Annotated in this window: 16 protein-coding genes; 8 read left to right on the plus strand and 8 right to left on the minus strand. The window is 59.4% G+C overall.

Annotation, left to right across the window (positions count from 1 at the left end; genetic code table 11):
* The first annotated feature begins 79 nt into the window (after positions 1-79).
* The 3 genes from fepD to fepC are packed head-to-tail and all read left to right on the plus strand — an operon-like array spanning position 80 to position 2873.
* Positions 80-1087: a Fe(3+)-siderophore ABC transporter permease gene (gene fepD / locus ACOTX3_RS06980; RefSeq protein WP_058678347.1), complete on the plus strand. Its 1008-nt coding sequence runs from the start codon at positions 80-82 to the stop codon at positions 1085-1087.
* Positions 1084-2076 (plus strand): iron-enterobactin ABC transporter permease, encoded by a 993-nt coding sequence (gene fepG / locus ACOTX3_RS06985; protein WP_038418881.1) that lies wholly within the window; start codon positions 1084-1086, stop codon positions 2074-2076. The genes fepD and fepG overlap by 4 nt, the downstream gene beginning before the upstream one ends.
* The gene (gene fepC, locus ACOTX3_RS06990) at positions 2073-2873 is read left to right on the plus strand and encodes an iron-enterobactin ABC transporter ATP-binding protein (RefSeq protein ID WP_020684607.1); all 801 of its coding nucleotides are present in this window, start codon (positions 2073-2075) and stop codon (positions 2871-2873) included. The genes fepG and fepC overlap by 4 nt, the downstream gene beginning before the upstream one ends.
* Before the next feature lie 74 nt (positions 2874-2947).
* Here fepC and entF read toward each other — a convergent pair whose 3' ends face one another.
* Genes entF through fes form a run of 3 tightly spaced genes read right to left on the minus strand, consistent with a single transcriptional unit; the run spans position 2948 to position 8353 of the window.
* Positions 2948-6805: an enterobactin non-ribosomal peptide synthetase EntF gene (entF, locus tag ACOTX3_RS06995; protein ID WP_058678345.1), complete on the minus strand. Its 3858-nt coding sequence runs from the start codon at positions 6803-6805 to the stop codon at positions 2948-2950.
* A complete protein-coding gene (locus ACOTX3_RS07000; protein WP_058678342.1) occupies positions 6802-7014 on the minus strand; it encodes an MbtH family protein in 213 nt (70 codons plus the stop codon). Before ACOTX3_RS07000 ends, entF begins: the two co-directional genes overlap by 4 nt.
* Before the next feature lie 10 nt (positions 7015-7024).
* Positions 7025-8353 carry an enterochelin esterase gene (gene fes, locus ACOTX3_RS07005; protein ID WP_308937181.1) on the minus strand — a complete coding sequence of 443 codons (1329 nt, stop codon included), beginning with the start codon at positions 8351-8353 and terminating at the stop codon, positions 7025-7027.
* Positions 8354-8369: 16 nt separating this feature from the next.
* Here fes and ACOTX3_RS07010 point away from each other — a divergent pair, with 16 nt between their 5' ends.
* Complete coding sequence (locus ACOTX3_RS07010; RefSeq protein WP_127869195.1) at positions 8370-10610, plus strand: TonB-dependent siderophore receptor; 2241 nt, start codon at positions 8370-8372, stop codon at positions 10608-10610.
* A gap of 162 nt (positions 10611-10772) precedes the next feature.
* Positions 10773-11420, plus strand: coding sequence for an enterobactin synthase subunit EntD (gene entD / locus ACOTX3_RS07015; RefSeq protein ID WP_058678335.1), 648 nt, complete (start codon positions 10773-10775; stop codon positions 11418-11420).
* An 80-nt stretch (positions 11421-11500) separates the two neighbouring features.
* Here entD and nadS read toward each other — a convergent pair whose 3' ends face one another.
* The 3 genes from nadS to betT all read right to left on the minus strand — a co-directional run bounded on the left by nadS (position 11501) and on the right by betT (position 14344).
* The gene (gene nadS, locus ACOTX3_RS07020; protein WP_058678333.1) at positions 11501-11785 is read right to left on the minus strand and encodes a NadS family protein; all 285 of its coding nucleotides are present in this window, start codon (positions 11783-11785) and stop codon (positions 11501-11503) included.
* A 1-nt stretch (position 11786) separates the two neighbouring features.
* Positions 11787-12173 (minus strand): type II toxin-antitoxin system RelE/ParE family toxin, encoded by a 387-nt coding sequence (locus ACOTX3_RS07025; protein WP_058651249.1) that lies wholly within the window; start codon positions 12171-12173, stop codon positions 11787-11789.
* A gap of 137 nt (positions 12174-12310) precedes the next feature.
* Positions 12311-14344 carry a choline BCCT transporter BetT gene (betT, locus tag ACOTX3_RS07030; protein WP_013097646.1) on the minus strand — a complete coding sequence of 678 codons (2034 nt, stop codon included), beginning with the start codon at positions 14342-14344 and terminating at the stop codon, positions 12311-12313.
* Positions 14345-14472: 128 nt separating this feature from the next.
* Here betT and betI point away from each other — a divergent pair, with 128 nt between their 5' ends.
* From betI to betA, 3 genes are read left to right on the plus strand one after another with little or no spacing between them, the layout of a single operon-like run.
* Positions 14473-15060: a transcriptional regulator BetI gene (betI, locus tag ACOTX3_RS07035; protein ID WP_058651704.1), complete on the plus strand. Its 588-nt coding sequence runs from the start codon at positions 14473-14475 to the stop codon at positions 15058-15060.
* A 13-nt stretch (positions 15061-15073) separates the two neighbouring features.
* Positions 15074-16546: a betaine-aldehyde dehydrogenase gene (gene betB, locus ACOTX3_RS07040; RefSeq protein WP_058678329.1), complete on the plus strand. Its 1473-nt coding sequence runs from the start codon at positions 15074-15076 to the stop codon at positions 16544-16546.
* 13 nt (positions 16547-16559) lie between these two features.
* Positions 16560-18224, plus strand: a complete 1665-nt coding sequence (gene betA / locus ACOTX3_RS07045) for a choline dehydrogenase (protein WP_038418873.1) — start codon at positions 16560-16562, stop codon at positions 18222-18224.
* A 44-nt stretch (positions 18225-18268) separates the two neighbouring features.
* Here the strand turns inward: betA and ACOTX3_RS07050 are convergent, their stop codons facing one another.
* Both ACOTX3_RS07050 and ACOTX3_RS07055 read right to left on the minus strand, forming a co-directional pair.
* The gene (locus ACOTX3_RS07050; RefSeq protein ID WP_013097650.1) at positions 18269-18742 is read right to left on the minus strand and encodes a cold-shock protein; all 474 of its coding nucleotides are present in this window, start codon (positions 18740-18742) and stop codon (positions 18269-18271) included.
* A 138-nt stretch (positions 18743-18880) separates the two neighbouring features.
* Positions 18881-19651, minus strand: coding sequence for a (S)-acetoin forming diacetyl reductase (locus ACOTX3_RS07055; RefSeq protein WP_058678325.1), 771 nt, complete (start codon positions 19649-19651; stop codon positions 18881-18883).
* Positions 19652-19665: the final 14 nt, after the last annotated feature.

A 19665-nucleotide genomic window follows, 5' to 3' on the forward strand; every position in this document is an offset into this window, starting at 1 on the left:
TCCATGGGCGCACATGCTAACATAGCCAAATAAGATAGATAACGATAATCACTATCATTATCAAATCATGGATGTTGCTATGTCGTTTTCCTCTTCTTCTGCGGTGCGCGCTGTTGCCGTGCCCGTGTTATTGCTGCTGTTAATCCTTGCGATGGCGCTCAGTCTGCTGGTTGGTGCGAAACCGCTGCCCGCCTCCGTGATTGTTGATGCGCTCTTTGGTACCTGTCAGAGCGCCGACTGCACCATCGTGCTGGATGCCCGCCTGCCCCGTACCCTGGCCGGATTACTTGCCGGTGGCGCACTGGGGCTTGCGGGGGCACTTATGCAAACCCTCACCCGCAACCCGCTGGCTGACCCCGGCATTCTTGGCGTGAATAGCGGTGCCAGCTTTACCATTGTGCTTGGCGCGGCGCTGTTCGGGTTTACCTCTCCCTCAGAACAACTGGTAATGGCCTTTTGCGGCGCGCTGGCGGCCTCGCTGATTGTCGCCTTCACCGGCAGCCAGGGCGGCGGGCAGCTTAGCCCGGTACGTCTGACGCTGGCGGGCGTGGCGCTTGCCGCCGTGCTGGAAGGGTTATCTAACGGCATTGCCCTGCTTAACCCGGACGTTTACGACCAGCTCCGCTTCTGGCAGGCCGGTTCGCTGGATATCCGCACGCTGGAGACGCTTAAGGTGGTGGTCATCCCGGTGATGATTGCCGCCGCCGTGGCACTCGGTTTAAGCCGGGCGCTGAACAGCCTGAGCCTTGGCAGCGACACCGCCACCGCGCTCGGCAACCGCGTGGCGCGAACCCAGTTGACGGGGTTAGTGGTCATCACCGTGCTGTGCGGCAGTGCGACGGCAGTGGTCGGCCCGATTGCCTTTATCGGGCTGATGATGCCGCATCTGTCGCGCTGGCTGGTGGGGGCCGATCACCGCTGGTCGCTGCCGGTGACGCTGCTGGCCACCCCGGTCCTGCTCTTGTTCGCTGATGTTGTCGGGCGTCTTCTGGTTCCCGGCGAACTGCGCGTTTCGGTGGTCAGCGCCTTTATCGGCGCACCGGTCCTGATCTTCCTGGTACGACGTAAACGCGGAGGTGACGCATGATGGCCCCCTCTCGTCGTTTGATCGTCAGCGTTTCGCTGTTGGTTATCGCCATTCTGATGCTGGCGATCGCAAGCCTGTGCAGCGGCGCGGTGACGCTCGATCTCGCCCAGGTGTTTAACGCGCTCACCGGCAGCGCCCCGCGCGCTGTCACGATGGTGGTGACGGAGTGGCGACTGCCGCGCGTGGCAATGGCGATGCTGGTGGGTGCCGCGCTTGGCGTCAGCGGCGCGATTTTCCAGTCGCTGATGCGCAATCCGCTCGGCAGCCCGGATGTAATGGGTCTCAACACCGGTGCCTGGAGCGGCGTGCTGGTCGCGATGGTGCTGTTTGGTCAGCATCTGACGGCCATCACCGTGACGGCGATGACCGGCGGGATACTGACCGCGCTGGTGATCTGGCTGCTCGCCTGGCGCAACGGTATCGACACTTTCCGCCTGATCATTATCGGTATCGGCGTGCGTGCCATGCTGATGGCGTTCAATACCTGGCTGCTCTTGCAGGCTTCGCTGGAAACGGCGCTGTCGGCCGGGCTGTGGTATGCCGGTTCCCTCAACGGCCTGACCTGGGGCAAAGTCTGGCCTGCCGCGCCATTGATTCTGCTGATGTTTATCGCCGCGCTGCTGCTGGTGCGGCGCATGCGGCTGCTGGAGATGGGTGACGACAGCGCCTGTGCGCTGGGGGTCGGCGTTGAGCGTTCGCGTCTGATGCTGATGCTGGTCGCCGTGTTGCTCACCGCGGCCTCCACCGCGATTGCCGGACCCATCTCCTTTATCGCCCTTGTCGCCCCGCACATTGCGCGTCGTCTTAGCGGTACGGCCCGCTGGGGCTTAACCCAGGCGGCGCTGTGCGGCTCAATGTTACTGTTGGCCGCCGATCTCTGCGCCCAGCGGCTGTTTATGCCTTATCAACTTCCGGTGGGCGTTGTCACCGTCAGCCTTGGCGGGATTTACCTCATCGTCTTGCTCGTTCAGGAGTCACGCAAGAAATGACCGATTCAACCACCCGCTTGCGCGGCGAAAGCCTTACTCTCGGTTACGGCAAAAAAATTGTTGCCCATGACTTAACCGTCAACATTCCTGACGGCCATTTCACGGCGATTATCGGCCCGAACGGCTGCGGCAAGTCGACCCTGTTGCGCACCCTCAGTCGCCTGATGACACCGGTTGAAGGCCACGTATTCCTCGACGGCGAGCAGATCCAGCGCTTTGCCAGTAAAGAGGTGGCCAGGCGCATCGGGCTGCTGGCGCAAAACGCCACCACGCCGGGAGACATCACGGTGCAGGAGCTGGTCTCACGCGGACGCTATCCGCACCAGCCGCTGTTTACCCGCTGGCGCAAGGAAGATGAAGACGCGGTGAACCGCGCGATGCAGGCAACGGGCATTACGGACCTCGCCCGGCAGAGCGTGGACACGCTTTCCGGCGGCCAGCGTCAACGGGCGTGGATCGCGATGGTGCTGGCGCAGGAGACCTCCATTATGCTGCTGGATGAACCGACGACCTGGCTTGATATCAGCCATCAGATCGATCTGCTCGAGTTGCTGAGCGAGCTCAACCGCACGCAAGGTTACACCCTGGCGGCGGTGCTGCATGATTTGAATCAGGCCTGCCGCTATGCCACGCATTTAATTGCACTGCGCGACGGCGAAATTGTGGCGCAGGGCGCGCCGAAGGAGATTGTGACGCCAGCGCTTATCGAGCGGATCTACGGCATGCGCTGCATGATTATTGACGACCCGGTGGCGGGCACGCCGCTGGTGGTGCCGCTTGGAAAGCGTGCGCGCTGATGCCCTCACCCACAGGGAGAGGGAGCAAACCATCCCCTCTCCCCGTGGGAGAGGGTTAGGGTGAGGGGAAATCACTACCCCAACATCTTCTGCAACACCGGCCCAATCTTCTCAAACGCCTGCGGCGAAATGATGTCCACATGGGCGCAATCCTGGCTGTATACCTCCAGTTCATTTACCCACGGCGACCACGCCACCTGCGGATCTATCGTTCGCGTGCGCTCGGCAACAAACAGCGTTGCTTTCCCGTCAAACCGCGAGCTGTGCGCCGTGGTGAGCAGCCGCACCGCGTCGGCGTAGTTACCTTCAATGGCGTTGAATAGCGCGCTGGAGCCCTGCCCCTGCTGGGCAGCGATAAACGCCTGTCGCTCGCGCTCAATTTCGGCCAGCACCGCCGGGTCGAGTCCGTTGGCCTCTTTTTCCGCCCAGTTCTGGGTTTCCGGTGGCCAGGTATCCAGCAGACCCAGGAAGGCGACGGTTTCGCCCTGTTGACGCAGACGCGCGGCAATCCCCTGCGCCAGCGTGCCGCCAAGCGAGTAGCCGAACAGGTAATACGGCCCATGGGGCTGCCGGCCACGTAACGTAGTCAGATGATGTTCAATCACCCCATCCAGATCCGCACACTGCTGCATCGGCCCCTCCGGGCGCGGCGACTGAATTCCGGTAATGGACCAGCGCGGGCTAAGGTAGCGCGCCAGCACGCTGAACTGCCAGGCAAAACCGGAAGCCGGATGGAAGCAGAACAGCGTCGGGCCGTCGCTTTCGCGCAGCGGCAGCAAGGTTTCATAACCCAGACGCTGCGCCTGCTCGTCGCTTATCGGCGAATCCAGCAGAGCACTCAGCCTGCTGACCGTAGAGGCGACCATTATCTGCCCCGGCGTCACCTTGCGGGCGAACGTACGGCTGAGCTGTGCAGCCAGGCGCATCGCCAGCAGCGAGTGGCCGCCGAGGGCAAAGAAATCGGCTTCGATGTCGTTCACCGCGCAGCCCAGCAATGACGCAAACGCCTGCGAGACGGCAATTTCGGTTGCACTTTCCGGTGCGCGTCCGCTGGTTTTGCTGGTCAGCTCCGGCAGCGGCAGCGCCTTGCGATCCAGTTTGCCGTTTGCGCTTAACGGCAGCGCGCTGATTTGCAGTAACACCACCGGCACCATATGCGGCGGCAGCTGCGATCTGAGTGAGGCAAGCAGCGCGTCGCGATCCAGCGGTAAACCGGATTCAGAAACCACATATCCCACCAGCTGACGGGCATCGCCGCCCGTGGCCGCCGCCTGGTTGAACACGCAGGCGTGCGCCACCGCCTGAGCCACGTCGGGCAGCGACAGCATCGCCCGGTCGATTTCGCCAAGCTCGATGCGCTGGCCGCGAATTTTCAGCTGGTCGTCGCTGCGGCCTAAATACTCCACCGCGCCGTTGTCCAGCCAGCGGGCGACGTCACCGGTACGGTACATCCGCTCGCCCGGCGCGAACGGATCGGCAATAAAGCGGCTGGCGGTGAGATCCGGACGCCCCAGATACCCCTGCGCCAGCTGAATACCGGTGAGATAGAGATCGCCCGCCACGCCAAACGGCACCGGGCGCATCATCGCATCCAGGATCCGCAACCCGGTGTTCCATACCGGAAAACCGATCGGCACGCTGTTACCTGCAACTGCCGCCAGCTCTGGTCCAAATGCCGGATACCAGCTAACGTCCACCGCCGCTTCCGTCGGGCCGTAGAGGTTATGCAGCGGCACGTGGGTGAGCCGCTCCCATTCGCGACAAAGTTCCGTCGGCAGTGCTTCCCCGCTGCAGAATACCTGCCTGAGGCTTTTACAGCATTCGGCGTTTTCCAGCGTCAGCGAGGCGACAAACGCCGCCAGCATCGACGGCACAAAGTGGGTGGTGGTGACGCCATAGTGCGCAAAGAATTGCTGCATGGCCTGAGGATCACGGTGCGCGTCCGGCTCGGCCATCACCAGCTTCGCCCCGGCGATAAACGGCCACCAGAACTCCCAGACCGACACGTCAAAGCTGCACGGCGTTTTCTGTGCCACCACGTCGCACGCCGTCAGCGGGTAGTGATCTTGCATCCATTTCAGACGGTTAACGATGGCAGTATGCCCGACCATTACCCCTTTCGGACGCCCTGTCGAGCCCGACGTAAAGATGATGTACGCCGTCTGCTCCGGCTTCGCCAGCCGCAGCGGTTCAGCATCCGCAGCCGGTAATAGTGTGTTGTAACTAAACGTCCCGACGGACAGATCGCTAAAGCGCGGGCGCTGTTCGTCGGTGGTGATAAGCAGCGACGGCTTTGCATCCTCCAGCATCATCCGCAGACGATCGTCCGGGTAGCCGGTATCCAGCGGCAACCACGCGGCCCCCGCCTCCACAATGCCGTGCAGCGCTAACGTCAGGAATACCGAGCGCGGCAGCGCCACCGCCACGCTGTCGCCCGGTTTCACGCCGCGCTCACGCAACAGATGCGCCAGTGCCACCACCTGCTCGCGCATCTGGCGATAGCTGAGCTCGATGTGCGCATCCGCCAGTGCGGGCGCGTCCGGCGTTTTGCTCGCCTGTTCCGCCACCAGTTCCGCAAGCGTGGTGGACGGTAGCGCCAGCCCGGTATCGTTGATGCGTGTAAGCTGCTGGTATTCCTGCTCTGAGACCGTTTCAACCTCGCCGCAGCGCAGGTCCGGGTTAGCGGCAAATTGCGTCAACATCGCATTCAGGCGCGCCACGTGACGGGCCAGCGTGGTTTCATCGTAGCGCTGTTTATTGGCGAGGATCTCAATGCTCAGCCCCCCCTGCTCGTCCGGGAACAATGCCAGCTCCAGATCGTTCACCGGGCCGGTGGCCAGCGTGTGGGTGGTGGCCTCCACGCCGTCGATGTCCAGCTGGTAATCGAATACCTTGACGTTGAGCACCGGGCCGAACAGGGCTTCATCCCCTGCGGCACGCCCGCTGTCGCGCACGATCTGCTCGGCGTCGTAGCGCTGGTGGCGACGCATTTTTTTCAGCTGGTTTGCCAGGCGCTGCGCCAGTTCCGGCAGGCTCTCGTGCGGATGAATGTTCACCGCCAGCGGCAGCACGTTGAGCACCGGGCCGGTTGCGGTCAGCGCAGCGGAGCCCATGCGGCGCATAAAGATAAACCCGGCGGCGTAGTCCAGCCGTCCGGTGAGACGGCCCAGCCACAGCGCCACCAGCGCAAGCGCCAGATCGGTGCGCTGTACCTGTCCTGCGGCCTGCGCAAGCTGGCTGAAGGCGCGGCCATCGGCGGCGATTTTCAGGCGCAGGATGTCGGTGGTGGCGGCACGCCCCGGCAGCGGCGCAGAGGAAAGCGAGACCGGAGAAGGAAGCTGTTTGCGCTGCTCAACCCAGAAGGCACCGTCGCGCTGATACGCCTCGCTGTCGCGGTAGCGCTGATACTCCTCCACCACCCCGGCGAACGGCGTAAACGGGGAGTCAGGCGTGGGCTCGCCCCTCTTCCACGCGGCATAAATCGCGGCGATCTGGCGGGTAATCGCCGGGAAGCTGAAGCCATCGACCACCAAATGGTGATAGCGCTGATACCAGTACCAGTGTTGCGGACCGATCTGAATCAGCAGGTGAAACGCCAGGAGCTGACCGCTGTCGACACGAAGGTTCTGATTAAGGTCGGCGTCCATCAGCGCCACGGCGGCGTCATGGGAACCGGCATTCACGATTTCCGGTTCAGGCAGCGTCATTGATGCATCCACCCACTGCCACACCTCACCGTTATCCTCGGTGAAGCGCATGCGCAGAGTGTCGGCCTGCATCATGCCTTCGGCAACGGCTTTTGCCAGCAGCGGTGCGTCAATATCGCCTTTCAGTTCGGTGTAGTGTGCCACGCTCCAGGCGTTCGGCAGGCTGGAAAGCTGCTCCGCCATCCAGATGCCCGGCTGGGCGGCAACAAGCGGCAGACGGTTCATGCATGCTCCCCCGCATAATTAGAGGGGCTGAGCGTCTGCCAGTGTTCGGCCAGCCACTGCTGGCATGCGTCCTGCGATTGCGCTTCGCATACCACGCGCCAGCCTGCGGGCAATTCGCACTTCTGCGGCCACAGGCTGTACTGCCCCTGATCGTTACGCAAAATAGCAAACTGCCCCTGCGGATTATCGAAAGGATTGCTGAATTCCATACAGACTCCGTTAGTGAATAAGCGGCTGCCAGAGGGTCATCAGCCCCTGCGTCAGCCCACCGCGCCAGCAAAGCGCGTCGTGTCCGCCGTCAACCTGACGCCAGTAAACCTGCTGCTGTGTGTGCAGTTCGTCGTAAATGGCCTGATTCGCGCGGTAAATCAGCGGCTCGTTGCGCCCGGCCTCAAGGACGATGCGCAGGCCGCGTGCGGTTTTTTCACCCGCTTTCAGTTGCGCGATAAGCAGCCCTTCCTGCTGTCCGCCGCGATGCGGCCACCAGTAAGAGCCGGACTGGCTCAGCACGCAGCCAAAACGCTGCGGCCAGTTTAGTGCGGCATAAAGCGAGGAGAGTCCACCGAAGCTCTGGCCTGCGACCACCGTGCGGTCTGCGCGGTCGCTGAATGCCGTGTGTTGTTTTACAAGAGGGAGAAGTTCTTCCTGCACCGCCAGCCAGAAATCGGGGTTACAGGGCAATTCGTTATTGCGATGCGCCATATCTATCACATCGATTAAAACGTAGACGGCAGGCGGCAGTTTGCGTCCGTCGGTAAGCGCCGTCAGCGCTGGCCAGACGGGCATGCTCTCGGCCCAGAACTGGCCGTCGAGCAGCACCGCCAGCGGGCGTTCCGGATCGTCATCGCCAGTGGTAAATATCCAGACGCGACGACAGTTGCCCAGTCGATTGCTCTGCCAGTCAATGCAGACCGGCTGCCGGTATGGCGTATTGGGGCGATCCCAGCCGGGCTGCACCGGAGCGTCGGGCATCTCCAGCGCAGAGACATCATGCCCTCGCCCGCCTCGCCAGCTCTGGGTATTAAGCGGGTCGGACATTGCCTGCGGCAGCAGCTTGCGCCAGCCTTCGCGCAGCGCCAGGCGATCCGGCTGCTCACCGTGAAACACATCGGGCGCAAAATCGTCTGTATTCTCTGAAGGGATAAAGCAGTAGCTGCCGCGCCACTGGGGGCTGAACTCGCCCTGCCATTGCCAGACGTCGGTATCCGGGATGCGTTCGAGGGATTGTGGGCGGGCATTTTTATGGTGATCGGTTACGCCGGTGATATACAGCCAGACGCGTTTCACCGCCGAGGTGTGTTGCGTTCCCGCCGGATCGCGCCACCAGAAGGTGACCCGATATTTCCCCTGTTCACGCACCCATTCCGGGCCGTTTTTCGACTGCCACCAGGCTTCACTTCCCGTTGTTAACACCGTCACCCTTCTAACCTCATGTTTAACAGTCTTTTTTGTTTCAGGACAAATTTTATTGATAATATTATTGATAACTATTTGCATTTGCAATAGCGTAATGCCCGCGCTGTGGGAAGCGCGTTCATAAGAAACCATAAAAGCGGGACATCCAATGAATAAGAAGATTCACTCTCTGGCCTTGCTGGTCAATTTAGGGATTTATGGCGTCGCGCTGCCTGCCATGGCAGACGACAATACCGCCTCCGCGCAGCATGAAGACACCATGGTGATCACCGCCGCCGAGCAGAATTTGCAGGCGCCGGGGGTTTCCACCATTACCGCCGATGAGATCCGTAAAAATCCGCCCGCGCGTGACGTGTCTGAAATCATCCGCACCATGCCAGGCGTTAACCTGACCGGTAACTCCACCAGCGGCCAGCGCGGTAACAACCGCCAGATTGATATCCGCGGTATGGGCCCGGAAAACACCCTGATCCTGATCGACGGCAAGCCGGTGACCAGCCGTAACTCGATTCGTCTGGGCTGGCGCGGCGAGCGCGACACCCGCGGTGATACCGGCTGGGTGCCGCCAGAGATGATCGAGCGTATTGAAGTGATCCGTGGTCCGGCCGCCGCGCGTTACGGCAACGGTGCGGCAGGTGGCGTGGTGAACATCATCACCAAAAAATTCGACGACCAGTGGCACGGCTCCTGGAACACCTATCTGAACGCGCCTGAACACAAGGATGAAGGTTCCACAAAACGCACCAACTTCAGCCTGAGCGGCCCGTTGGGCGGCGACTTCAGCTTCCGCATGTACGGTAACCTTGACAAAACCCAGGCCGATGCGTGGGACATCAACCAGGGCCATCAGTCCGAGCGTACCGGGGCCTATGCCAACACCCTGCCTGCAGGCCGTGAAGGGGTAGAAAACAAAGACATCAATGGCGTGGTGCGTTGGGACTTTGCGCCAATGCAGTCTCTGGAGTTTGAAGCGGGGTACAGCCGCCAGAACAACCTCTACGCCGGTGATACCCAGAACACCAACAACGACAATGCGCTGGTGAAGAAGAACTACGGTAAAGAGACCAACCGTATCTATCGTCAGAACTTCGCCGTCACGTGGAACGGCGGCTGGGATAACGGCATTACCACCAGCAACTGGGCACAGTACGAACACACCCGCAACTCGCGTCTGGGTGAAGGGCTGGCCGGAGGAACCGAAGGGCTGTTCAACAGCGATAAATTCACCGATACCGACCTGGCCGACGTCATGCTGCACAGTGAGATCAACCTGCCGATTGATTTCATCGTCAACCAGAACCTGACGCTGGGCACCGAGTGGAACCAGCAGCGCATGAAGGATTCCACCTCCTTCTCGCAAACCCTGCAGGGCGGGACCATTCCAGGGATGAGCGACGATCGCAGCCCGTATACCTCCGCAGAGATTTTCTCCCTGTTTGCGGAAAACAATATGGAGCTGACCGACAGCACCATGCTGACCCCGGCGCTGCGCTTCGACCACCACACCATCGTGGGTAACAACTGGAGCCCGTCCCTGAACCTGTCGCAGGGTCTGAGGGATGATTTCACCCTGAAGATGGGCATCGCGCGTGCCTATAAAGCACCGAGCCTGTACCAGACCAACCCGAACTACCTGTTATACAGCAAGGGCCAGGGCTGCTACGCAAGCTCCGACGGCGTGGGCTGCTACATGATGGGTAACGACGATTTGAAAGCCGAAACCAGCATCAACAAAGAGATTGGTCTGGAGTGGAAACGCGACGGCTGGCTGGCGGGCGTGACCTGGTTCCGCAACGACTATCGCAACAAGATTGAAGCGGGCTATGCGCCAATCGGCCAGACCGCCACCAGCAAAGTCACCACCGATATCTACCAGTGGGAGAACGTGCCGAAAGCGGTGGTTGAAGGCCTGGAAGGTTCCCTGAACGTGCCGGTCAGCGACACCATCAACTGGACCAACAACATCACCTACATGTTGCAGAGCAAGAACAAGGAGACCGGCGACCGTCTGTCGATCATCCCGGAGTACACGCTGAACTCTACCCTGAGCTGGCAGGTGCATCAGGATGTGTCGCTCCAGTCGACCTTCACCTGGTACGGCAAGCAGCAGCCGAAGAAGTACAATTACAAAGGTCAGCCGGTGACCGGGTCAGAGAAAGACGAGGTCAGCCCGTATAGCATCCTTGGCCTGAGCGCGACGTGGGACGTGACCAAAAACGTCAGCCTGACCGGCGGCGTGGATAACGTCTTCGACAAACGCCAGTGGCGTGCGGGTAATGCCCAGACCACCGGGAATACCTCGACGGGTGCCTATATGTACGGCGCAGGGGCTTATACCTATAATGAGCCAGGCCGCACGTGGTATATGAGCGTGAATACCCGATTCTGATACAGGCAGTGACTCCTCCCTCTCCCTGTGGGAGAGGGCCGGGGTGAGGGCGAGGTAAAAGCAAAACGGCAACCCCGTTGCCGTTTTTAGTGTTTGCTCCCTCTCCCCGTGGGAGAGGGCCGGGGTGAGGGCAACAGGCCGCACAATTCTGAAGGGAAAACCATGCACACAACCCACAGCACGTTCGTTCTCGCCAGCCTCACCGTTCACCGCATCACCTTCGCCCCCACCACCTTCACCGACGCCGATCTCCTCTGGCTCCCCCATCACGCACAGCTGGCTGACGCCGGACGCAAACGCAAAGCCGAGCATCTGGCGGGCCGCATCGCCGCCGCGCATGCCTTACCTGGCCATGCCGTTCCCGGCATCGGCCCCAGCGGCGAACCGCTCTGGCCGGAGGGAGTTTCGGGTAGCATCACTCACAGCGGCACGCAGGCGATGGCGGTTGTGGTTCACCATCCTCATGCCCTTGTAGGTATCGATACAGAGGCGATCCTTTCCGACCGTGAAGCCCATGAAATCCAGGACGGTATCATCAATGCGCAGGAAGCGGCGTGTTTAACGCGTTCAGGCTACCCTTTTGCACAGGCGCTGACGCTCGCGTTTAGCGCGAAAGAAAGTTTGTTTAAAGCGCTGTTTCCGCAGGTAAAGATTTACATGGGTTTTGACTGTGCGAGAGTCGCAGCGTTAGATGATAAAACCCTTGTGCTGGTGCTTTCGCGCCCGGCTGGAGAATATGCGGAGGGCACACGTTTCACCCTCTTCTGGCACAAAAGGGATGACAGCGTGTTGACGCTGCTACAAGCCTGATGGCGCTTCGCTTATCAGGCCTACAAAGTTGGCTCGCGGTAGGCCGGGTAAGGCGAAGCCGCCACCCGGCATGAGGGGGCTCACTGAGCTGCAAGCGCTTTATAAAACGCGGGATCCTTCTGAATCACATTGAGAACCTTCGCCGCCAGCCCGGTTGGGTTACGACGTTTAGACTCCCAGCTTTTTATGGTATCAACGCTCGTGCCAAGTGCCTTCGCCATTTCGCTTTGAGTAACATTTAGCTGTTCTCTGATTGCGCGAACATCCGCGACTTCATAGCGAGTTACCTTGGAAGCGGCTTTCCTTCCGCTATGGATCTCAACGGCCTCTTCAAGCGAAGTTTTTAACTCATCAAAGATACTCATGTCAGCCTCCTTCTGCCTGAACGGAGTACATAGTACACCTTTCATTTACGGCATTGGAAGCAGTATTTTTCAGCACAGAAGTCAGTTTTTTAAGTTCTGCTTTCTCTGCCTCAGTCAGGCTGTCTTTAGTGTTTTTTGGGTAGGCCATAATGAAATAGATCACCTCCTTCGTGGCCAAAAAGTAAATCACTCTTGCACCGCCTCTCTTTCCTTTTGGGCCTGTAGCCATCCTTATTTTACGTAAACCACCCGTCTGCTGGATCAGGTCGCCTTTATCAGGCCAGGCAATGAGTTCCTTTTGCAGATCCTTTAATTCATCATCCGTAGCAATGCTTTTAATCTGCCGGGTAAAGAGTGATGTTTCGATAAACTCTATCGCGTGATTCATCCATGTTTCCTTCCCTAATCGCAGCAAAAACCTAAGACATCAAAGTCAGGCTCTTGCTGCATTGTTACTCTTCCTTGAGTAATACTGCTCCAGGGAACTGTATTTATATACAGACAAAAGGAGTTTTAAGAATTCGTTTAGACATCCGGGAACATCACGCTATTCCCCGGCGCTTCCCTGTGGAGATGGATAAAGTTCAGGTGCCGTTCATACTGGTCCAGAATGTCCGTAATCACCTGCTCCTTGCTGTAATCCATCAAATCATTCCCCTGGCTGCCTTCCAGCAGGAAGGTCTCCAGCCGGTAGTAGGTCGATTTGCCGCTGCGCGCGCGGTAGGTAAACCCGGGCACCGAATACTGCTGCGGCCAGATCTGATAGACAAAGTTCTGCTCGTCGCCCATATGCACCAGCAGATCCAGATGCCCCAGGGTCTCGCCCTCTTCCGGCGGCAGGTTTTTCAGCTCCACGTAGGCACCGCGTAATCGCAACTCCTGCGCCACCTCTTCCATTGCCGGGAAGCAGACCGTCTCCATCATCTGGCTGGTGTAACGCGTGCCCGGGTAGTTCATCAGGCGCGAGAGACGCTTCTTCCAGCTCAGTCTGTCCTGGGCGCCCAACGGGCGCGGCGCGGTATCGCGGCTGGCGCTGACGCGACGGTAGTCTTCCACCTTGAGCGATTTGTACAGCCCGGCCATCACAAAGAAGATCACAAAGCTGAACGGCAGACCCATGATCACCGTGGTGTTCTGCAGGGCGGAAATCCCGTTGGTCATCAGCATGCCGAGCGTCAGCAGGCCGATGGCGACCGACCAGAAGATACGCAGCCAGTTTGGTGCATCGCTGTTGATGTCCTTCAGCTTCGAGGTGAAGTTCCCCAGCACCAGCGCACCGGAATCCGCCGAGGTGACGTAAAACAGCAGGCCGGTAATGGTGGCAACGGAGGCGCTAAAGGTGAACGCCGGATATTGCGCCAGCAGGCTGTAGAATCCGCGCTCCGGGTGCGCCATCGCCTCCTGCGCAAACGCCGCGTCGCCGTGGATGATCTCATGCAGCGCACTGTTGCCAAAGACCGACAGCCACAGCAGGGTAAAGGTGAACGGAATGATCAGCGTGCCCATCACAAACTGGCGGATAGTGCGACCACGTGAAATACGCGCCAGGAACAGGCCGACAAACGGCGACCACGCCACCCACCACGCCCAGAAGAACAGCGTCCAGTTGTTCATCCACTCCACCGGGCGGTCAAAGGCGAAGCTGTTCAGCGTCATGCCCATAAAGCGGTTCACGTAGTCACCCACGTTCAGCACTAAGGCATTGAGCAGGAACGAAGTGTCGCCCACAAACAGCACAAACAAAATCAGCCCCAGCGCCAGCGCGACGTTCAGCTCGGAGAGCACGCGGATCCCCTTATCCACGCCGGCAGTGACCGAGATGGTGGCGATAATCACCGACAGCGCGATCAGCGCGGCTTTCGCCGCCAGCGAATCCGGGATATCAAACAGCACGCTCAGCCCGTAGTTGAGCTGCACCACGCCAATGCCAAGCGTGGTGGCAATACCGAAGATGGTGCCGATCACCGCCGCAATATCGACGCTGTGCCCTATCGGGCCGTTTATCTTTTTACCGAAAATCGGGTACAGCGCGGAGCGGATGGTGAGGGGTAAATTATAACGATAGCTAAAGTATCCGAGCGCCATGCCCATCAGCGCGTACATCGACCAGCCGGTCAGTCCGTAGTGGAACAGCGTCCAGACCATCGCCTGGCGCGCGGCCTCCATCGTCTGCCCTGCCCCTTCCGGCGGCTGCATATATTGCGTGACCGGTTCGGCCACGGAGAAGAACATCAGGTCGATGCCGATACCGGCGGCAAACAGCATCGCCGCCCAGCTTAACAGACTAAACTCGGGTTTTGACTGCTCGGGCCCGAGCTTCACCGAGCCAAAGCGCGAACAGGCAATGCAGACAACAAAGACAATATAGAGCGTCGCCGCCAGCAAATAGTACCAGCCGAAGGTCTTCGACACCCAGTTCAGGGTGCGCCCAATCCACTCGGCAGAGAAGTCGCTAAAGAAGATCGTCATCAGGGAAAACAACAAAATCAGTCCTGCGGATGTATAAAAAACAACCGGATTGATTTTGTCCTTTTCTCTGTCTTGCGAAAGATCTGTCATCCAGTATCCCCACTGTTTTTGTAACTATTAAAATCCAAATCCGCAACAATTAAGACACATTTTATATTGAACGTCCAATCAAAAACCGCTTTAATGGTTAACCAACGCTGATGAATGGAGTGGCAAAAATGCCCAAAGTGGGGATGCAGCCGATCCGGCGCAGGCAACTGATCGACGCCACGCTGGAAGCAATAAATGAAGTGGGAATGCATGACGCAACCATCGCGCAGATCGCCCGTCGGGCGGGAGTCTCAACCGGGATCATCAGTCACTACTTCAAAGATAAAAATGGCCTGCTGGAAGCGACCATGCGCGACATCACCGGCCAGCTGCGCGACGCGGTTCTGAGCCGCCTGCATGCCCTGCCGGATGGCAGCGCAGAGCAACGATTGCAGGCGATTGTCGGCGGCAACTTTGATGAAACCCAGATCAGCAGCGCAGCAATGAAAGCCTGGCTGGCCTTCTGGGCGAGCAGCATGCATCAGCCGATGCTCTACCGGTTGCAACAGGTAAGCAGCCGCCGTTTGCTTTCAAACCTGGTGTACGAATTCCGCCGCGAACTGCCGCGTGAACAGGCGCAGGAGGCGGGTTACGGGCTTGCAGCGCTGATCGACGGGTTGTGGCTGCGCGCCGCGCTAAGCGGCAAACCGCTGGATAAAAACGTAGCCCAGTCGCTCACCAGCCACTTTATCAGCCAGCATTTACCGACCGAATAACCGAGGAGAATTTATGTCCCGAATGGCAGAACAGCAGCTTTATATCAATGGTGGTTATACATCCGCCACCAGCGGTCGCACCTTCGAGACCATTAACCCGGCTAACGGCGACGTTCTGGCGACCGTACAGGCCGCCGGGCGCGAAGATGTCGATCGCGCCGTCCAGAGTGCCCGGCAAGGGCAAAAAATCTGGGCGGCAATGACCGCCATGGAGCGCTCGCGCATTCTGCGTCGCGCCGTCGATATCCTGCGCGAGCGGAACGACGAACTGGCGAAGCTGGAAACCCTCGATACCGGTAAAGCGTATTCGGAAACCTCAACCGTGGATATCGTCACCGGTGCGGACGTGCTGGAATACTACGCGGGGCTGATCCCGGCGCTGGAAGGCAGCCAGATCCCACTGCGCGATACCTCTTTCGTCTACACCCGTCGCGAGCCGCTGGGCGTGGTGGCGGGTATTGGCGCGTGGAACTACCCGATCCAGATCGCCCTGTGGAAATCCGCCCCGGCGCTGGCGGCGGGCAACGCGATGATCTTCAAGCCGAGCGAGGTCACCCCACTCACCGCCCTGAAGCTTGCGGAAATCTACACCGAAGCGGGCCTGCCGGACGGCGTGTTTAACGTTCTGCCGGGCGTAGGCGCGGAGACCGGCCAGTACCTGACCGAACACCCGGGCATCGCGAAAGTCTCCTTCACCGGCGGCGTCGCCAGCGGCAAAAAGGTGATGGCGAACTCGGCGGCCTCGTCCCTGAAAGAGGTGACGATGGAGCTGGGCGGCAAATCCCCGCTGATTGTGTTTGACGACGCGGATCTCGATCTCGCTGCCGACATCGCAATGATGGCCAACTTCTTCAGCTCCGGCCAGGTCTGCACCAATGGCACCCGCGTGTTCGTACCCGCGAAGTTCAAGGCCGCGTTTGAGCAGAAAATTGTTGAGCGCGTGGGCCGCATCCGCGCGGGCGATCTGTTCGATGAAAGCACCAACTTTGGCCCGCTGGTCAGCTTCCCGCACCGCGACAATGTGCTGCGCTATATCGCCAAAGGCAAAGAGGAAGGTGCGCGCGTGCTGTGCGGCGGCGACGTGCTGAAGGGCGAAGGCTTTGACAACGGCGCGTGGGTCGCTCCGACCGTGTTCACCGACTGCACCGACGAGATGACCATTGTGCGCGAAGAGATCTTCGGGCCGGTGATGTCCATTCTCACCTACGAAACCGATGAAGAAGCCATTCGCCGCGCCAACGACACCGACTACGGGCTGGCGGCAGGCATCGTGACGGCGGATCTGAACCGCGCCCACCGCGCGATTCATCAGCTCGAGGCGGGTATTTGCTGGATCAACACCTGGGGTGAATCCCCGGCAGAGATGCCGGTCGGCGGCTACAAGCACTCCGGCATCGGCCGCGAAAACGGCGTGATGACGCTCCAGAGTTACACCCAGGTGAAGTCCATCCAGGTTGAGATGGGTAAATTCCAGTCCATATTTTAACCGGGAGGTTTTTTTGCAATTTGACTACATCATTATTGGTGCCGGCTCTGCCGGCAACGTTCTGGCAACACGACTGACTGAAGATCCGGATACCACCGTTCTGCTGCTTGAAGCGGGCGGCCCGGATTACCGCTTTGACTTCCGCACCCAGATGCCTGCCGCACTGGCATTCCCGCTGCAGGGCAAGCGCTACAACTGGGCGTACGAAACCGAGCCAGAGCCCTATATGAATAACCGCCGCATGGAGTGCGGACGCGGTAAAGGGCTGGGCGGGTCCTCGCTCATCAACGGCATGTGCTACGTGCGCGGCAACGCGATGGATCTGGACAACTGGGCGAAAGAGCCGGGTCTGGAGCACTGGAGCTACCTCAACTGCCTGCCCTACTACCGTAAGGCTGAAACTCGCGACGTGGGTCCGAACGACTACCACGGTGGCGACGGCCCGGTGAGCGTCACCACCTCCAAACCGGGCGTGAACCCGCTGTTTGAGGCAATGGTGGAAGCGGGCGTACAGGCGGGCTACCCGCGCACGGACGATCTCAACGGCTATCAGCAGGAAGGCTTCGGCCCGATGGACAGAACGGTTACGCCACAGGGCCGACGCGCCAGCACCGCGCGCGGCTATCTGGACCAGGCGAAGCAGCGCCCGAACCTGACCATCCGCACCCATGCCATGACCGATCGCATTCTCTTTGACGGCAAGCGCGCCGTGGGCGTCGAGTGGCTGGAAGGCGAAAGCACCATCCCGTCCAAAGCATCGGCAAACAAAGAGGTGCTGCTGTGCGCCGGGGCGATTGCCTCTCCGCAGATCCTGCAACGCTCCGGCGTGGGCAACGCGGAACTGCTGAAGCAGTTTGATATTCCGCTGGTGCATGACCTGCCCGGCGTGGGCGAAAACCTGCAGGATCACCTGGAGATGTATCTCCAGTACGAATGCAAAGAGCCGGTCTCCCTCTACCCTGCCCTGCAGTGGTGGAACCAGCCGAAGATTGGCGCCGAGTGGCTGTTTGGCGGCACCGGCGTGGGGGCGAGCAACCACTTCGAGGCGGGTGGGTTTATCCGCAGCCGCGAGGAGTTCGAGTGGCCGAACATTCAGTATCACTTCCTGCCGGTGGCGATTAACTACAACGGCTCCAACGCGGTGAAAGAGCACGGCTTCCAGTGTCACGTTGGGTCGATGCGCTCACCAAGCCGCGGGCATGTGCGTATTAAATCACGCGATCCGCACCAGCATCCGGCGATCCTGTTCAACTATATGTCCCACGAGCAGGACTGGCAGGAATTCCGCGATGCGATCCGCATCACCCGCGAAATCATGCATCAGCCCGCGCTGGACAAATACCGTGGCCGCGAAATCAGCCCGGGGGTTGAGTGCCAGACCGACGAACAGCTGGACGAGTTTGTGCGCAACCACGCCGAAACCGCCTTCCACCCGTGTGGAAGCTGCAAAATGGGCTATGACGAGATGGCGGTAGTCGATGGCGAAGGCCGCGTTCACGGGCTGGAAGGGTTACGCGTGGTGGATGCGTCGATCATGCCGCAGATCATCACCGGCAACCTGAACGCCACCACCATTATGATCGGTGAGAAAATTGCTGATGCCATTCGCGGGCGCGAGCCGCTGGCGAAGAGTACAGCGGCATATTACGTGGCGAACGGAGCGCCGGTAAGACGCTGAGTTGCCTGATGCCGGGTAAGGCGTAGCCGCCACCCGGCAACAAATTACTTCAGCAGCTTAACCGTAGCGTCGATATCGATTTCATCTTCGGTAAAGATCAGCGTGGTGTTCTGGAAGGTGGTGATCGCCAGCTTCTTCACCGTGCGCATTTCGCCCGGCTTTTTGTCGGTTTTCGGTTTGATGTTATTCATCAGCAGCCCGACAGACAGCACCGCGTTCTCTTTGTCGATGCCCGTATCCGCAGGCTCTTCTTCGCTAAACACCACGAAGGATTTGATGGAGGTGAGCTTCACGCGCTCGCCTGCAATATAGAGGTATTTACTTTCCGGGATCACCTTCACCGCATAGGCGGAAAGGCCTTTGTTATTGGTGGTTGGCTCAAAAGTCACCGCCGCATCTTTCTTGATCAGATCAGGGTTGGCGACCTTAATCACATGAAAATAGCGGTTGTCACCGTTTTCATCTTTGATAAATCCAAAGCCTTTATCTTTAAACCACGTTGTGATTGTACCGTTCATCGCTGTTACCGCCTGTCAAATCGTCATGACTAAAGTTTTGCAGCGCGCAGTGTAATGCACAATGGCGGAGGAGACAAAAAAAAGCCCCTGCATGGGGGCAGGGGAAAACTCATGTCAGAGCTTATTAGTATTACGTTTTTAGTTGAACACCATCCCACCATCGATTAACAGAGACTGGCCGGTCATGTAGTCGGAATCTGGCCCGGCGAGATACGAAACGCAGGCGGCGACATCTTCCGGTTCGGACAGACGGCCAAGCGTAATGCGTTTGGCAAAGGTTTCGGTGCCATAGCCAAGCGGTTTACCTGCCGCCTCTGACACCTGGCAGTCAATCTCCGCCCACATTGGCGTTTTCACGATGCCCGGGCAGTAGGCGTTAACGGTGATCCCCAGCGGCGCGAGATCCCGTGCAGCGGTCTGGGTTAAGCCACGAACCGCGAATTTACTGGAGCTGTATACCGCCAGTTCGGGGTTACCGGTATGGCCCGCCTGGGAGCAGGCATTGATGATCTTGCCGCCGTGTCCCTCTTTGCGAAACGCGTCAATCGCGGCCTGCATGCCCCAGATCACCCCTTTGACGTTGATGTTGTAGACCTTGTCGACAATCTCCGGCGTGATGGATTCGATGGGCGTAGACGGCGCAATCCCGGCATTATTCACAATCACGTTGAAACCACCCAGCGCGGTGCGGGCTTTCTCAACCGCCGCAAACACCTGGTCGCGGTCAGAGACATCCACCTTCACGGCGATGGCATTACCGCCGTTACGGATGATTTCATCGGCAACGGCTCGCGCCGTCTCATCGTTAAAGTCGGCGATAGCGACAGCAAAGCCATCTTTCACCAGGCGCAGCGCAATCGCTTTACCAATCCCCTGGCCTGAGCCGGTTACGAGAGCAACTTTTTGCATTTCTCTGTCCTTAT

Source organism: Enterobacter cloacae complex sp. IR5384, from assembly GCF_049237265.1.
GTDB classification, from domain to species: domain Bacteria; phylum Pseudomonadota; class Gammaproteobacteria; order Enterobacterales; family Enterobacteriaceae; genus Enterobacter; species Enterobacter cloacae.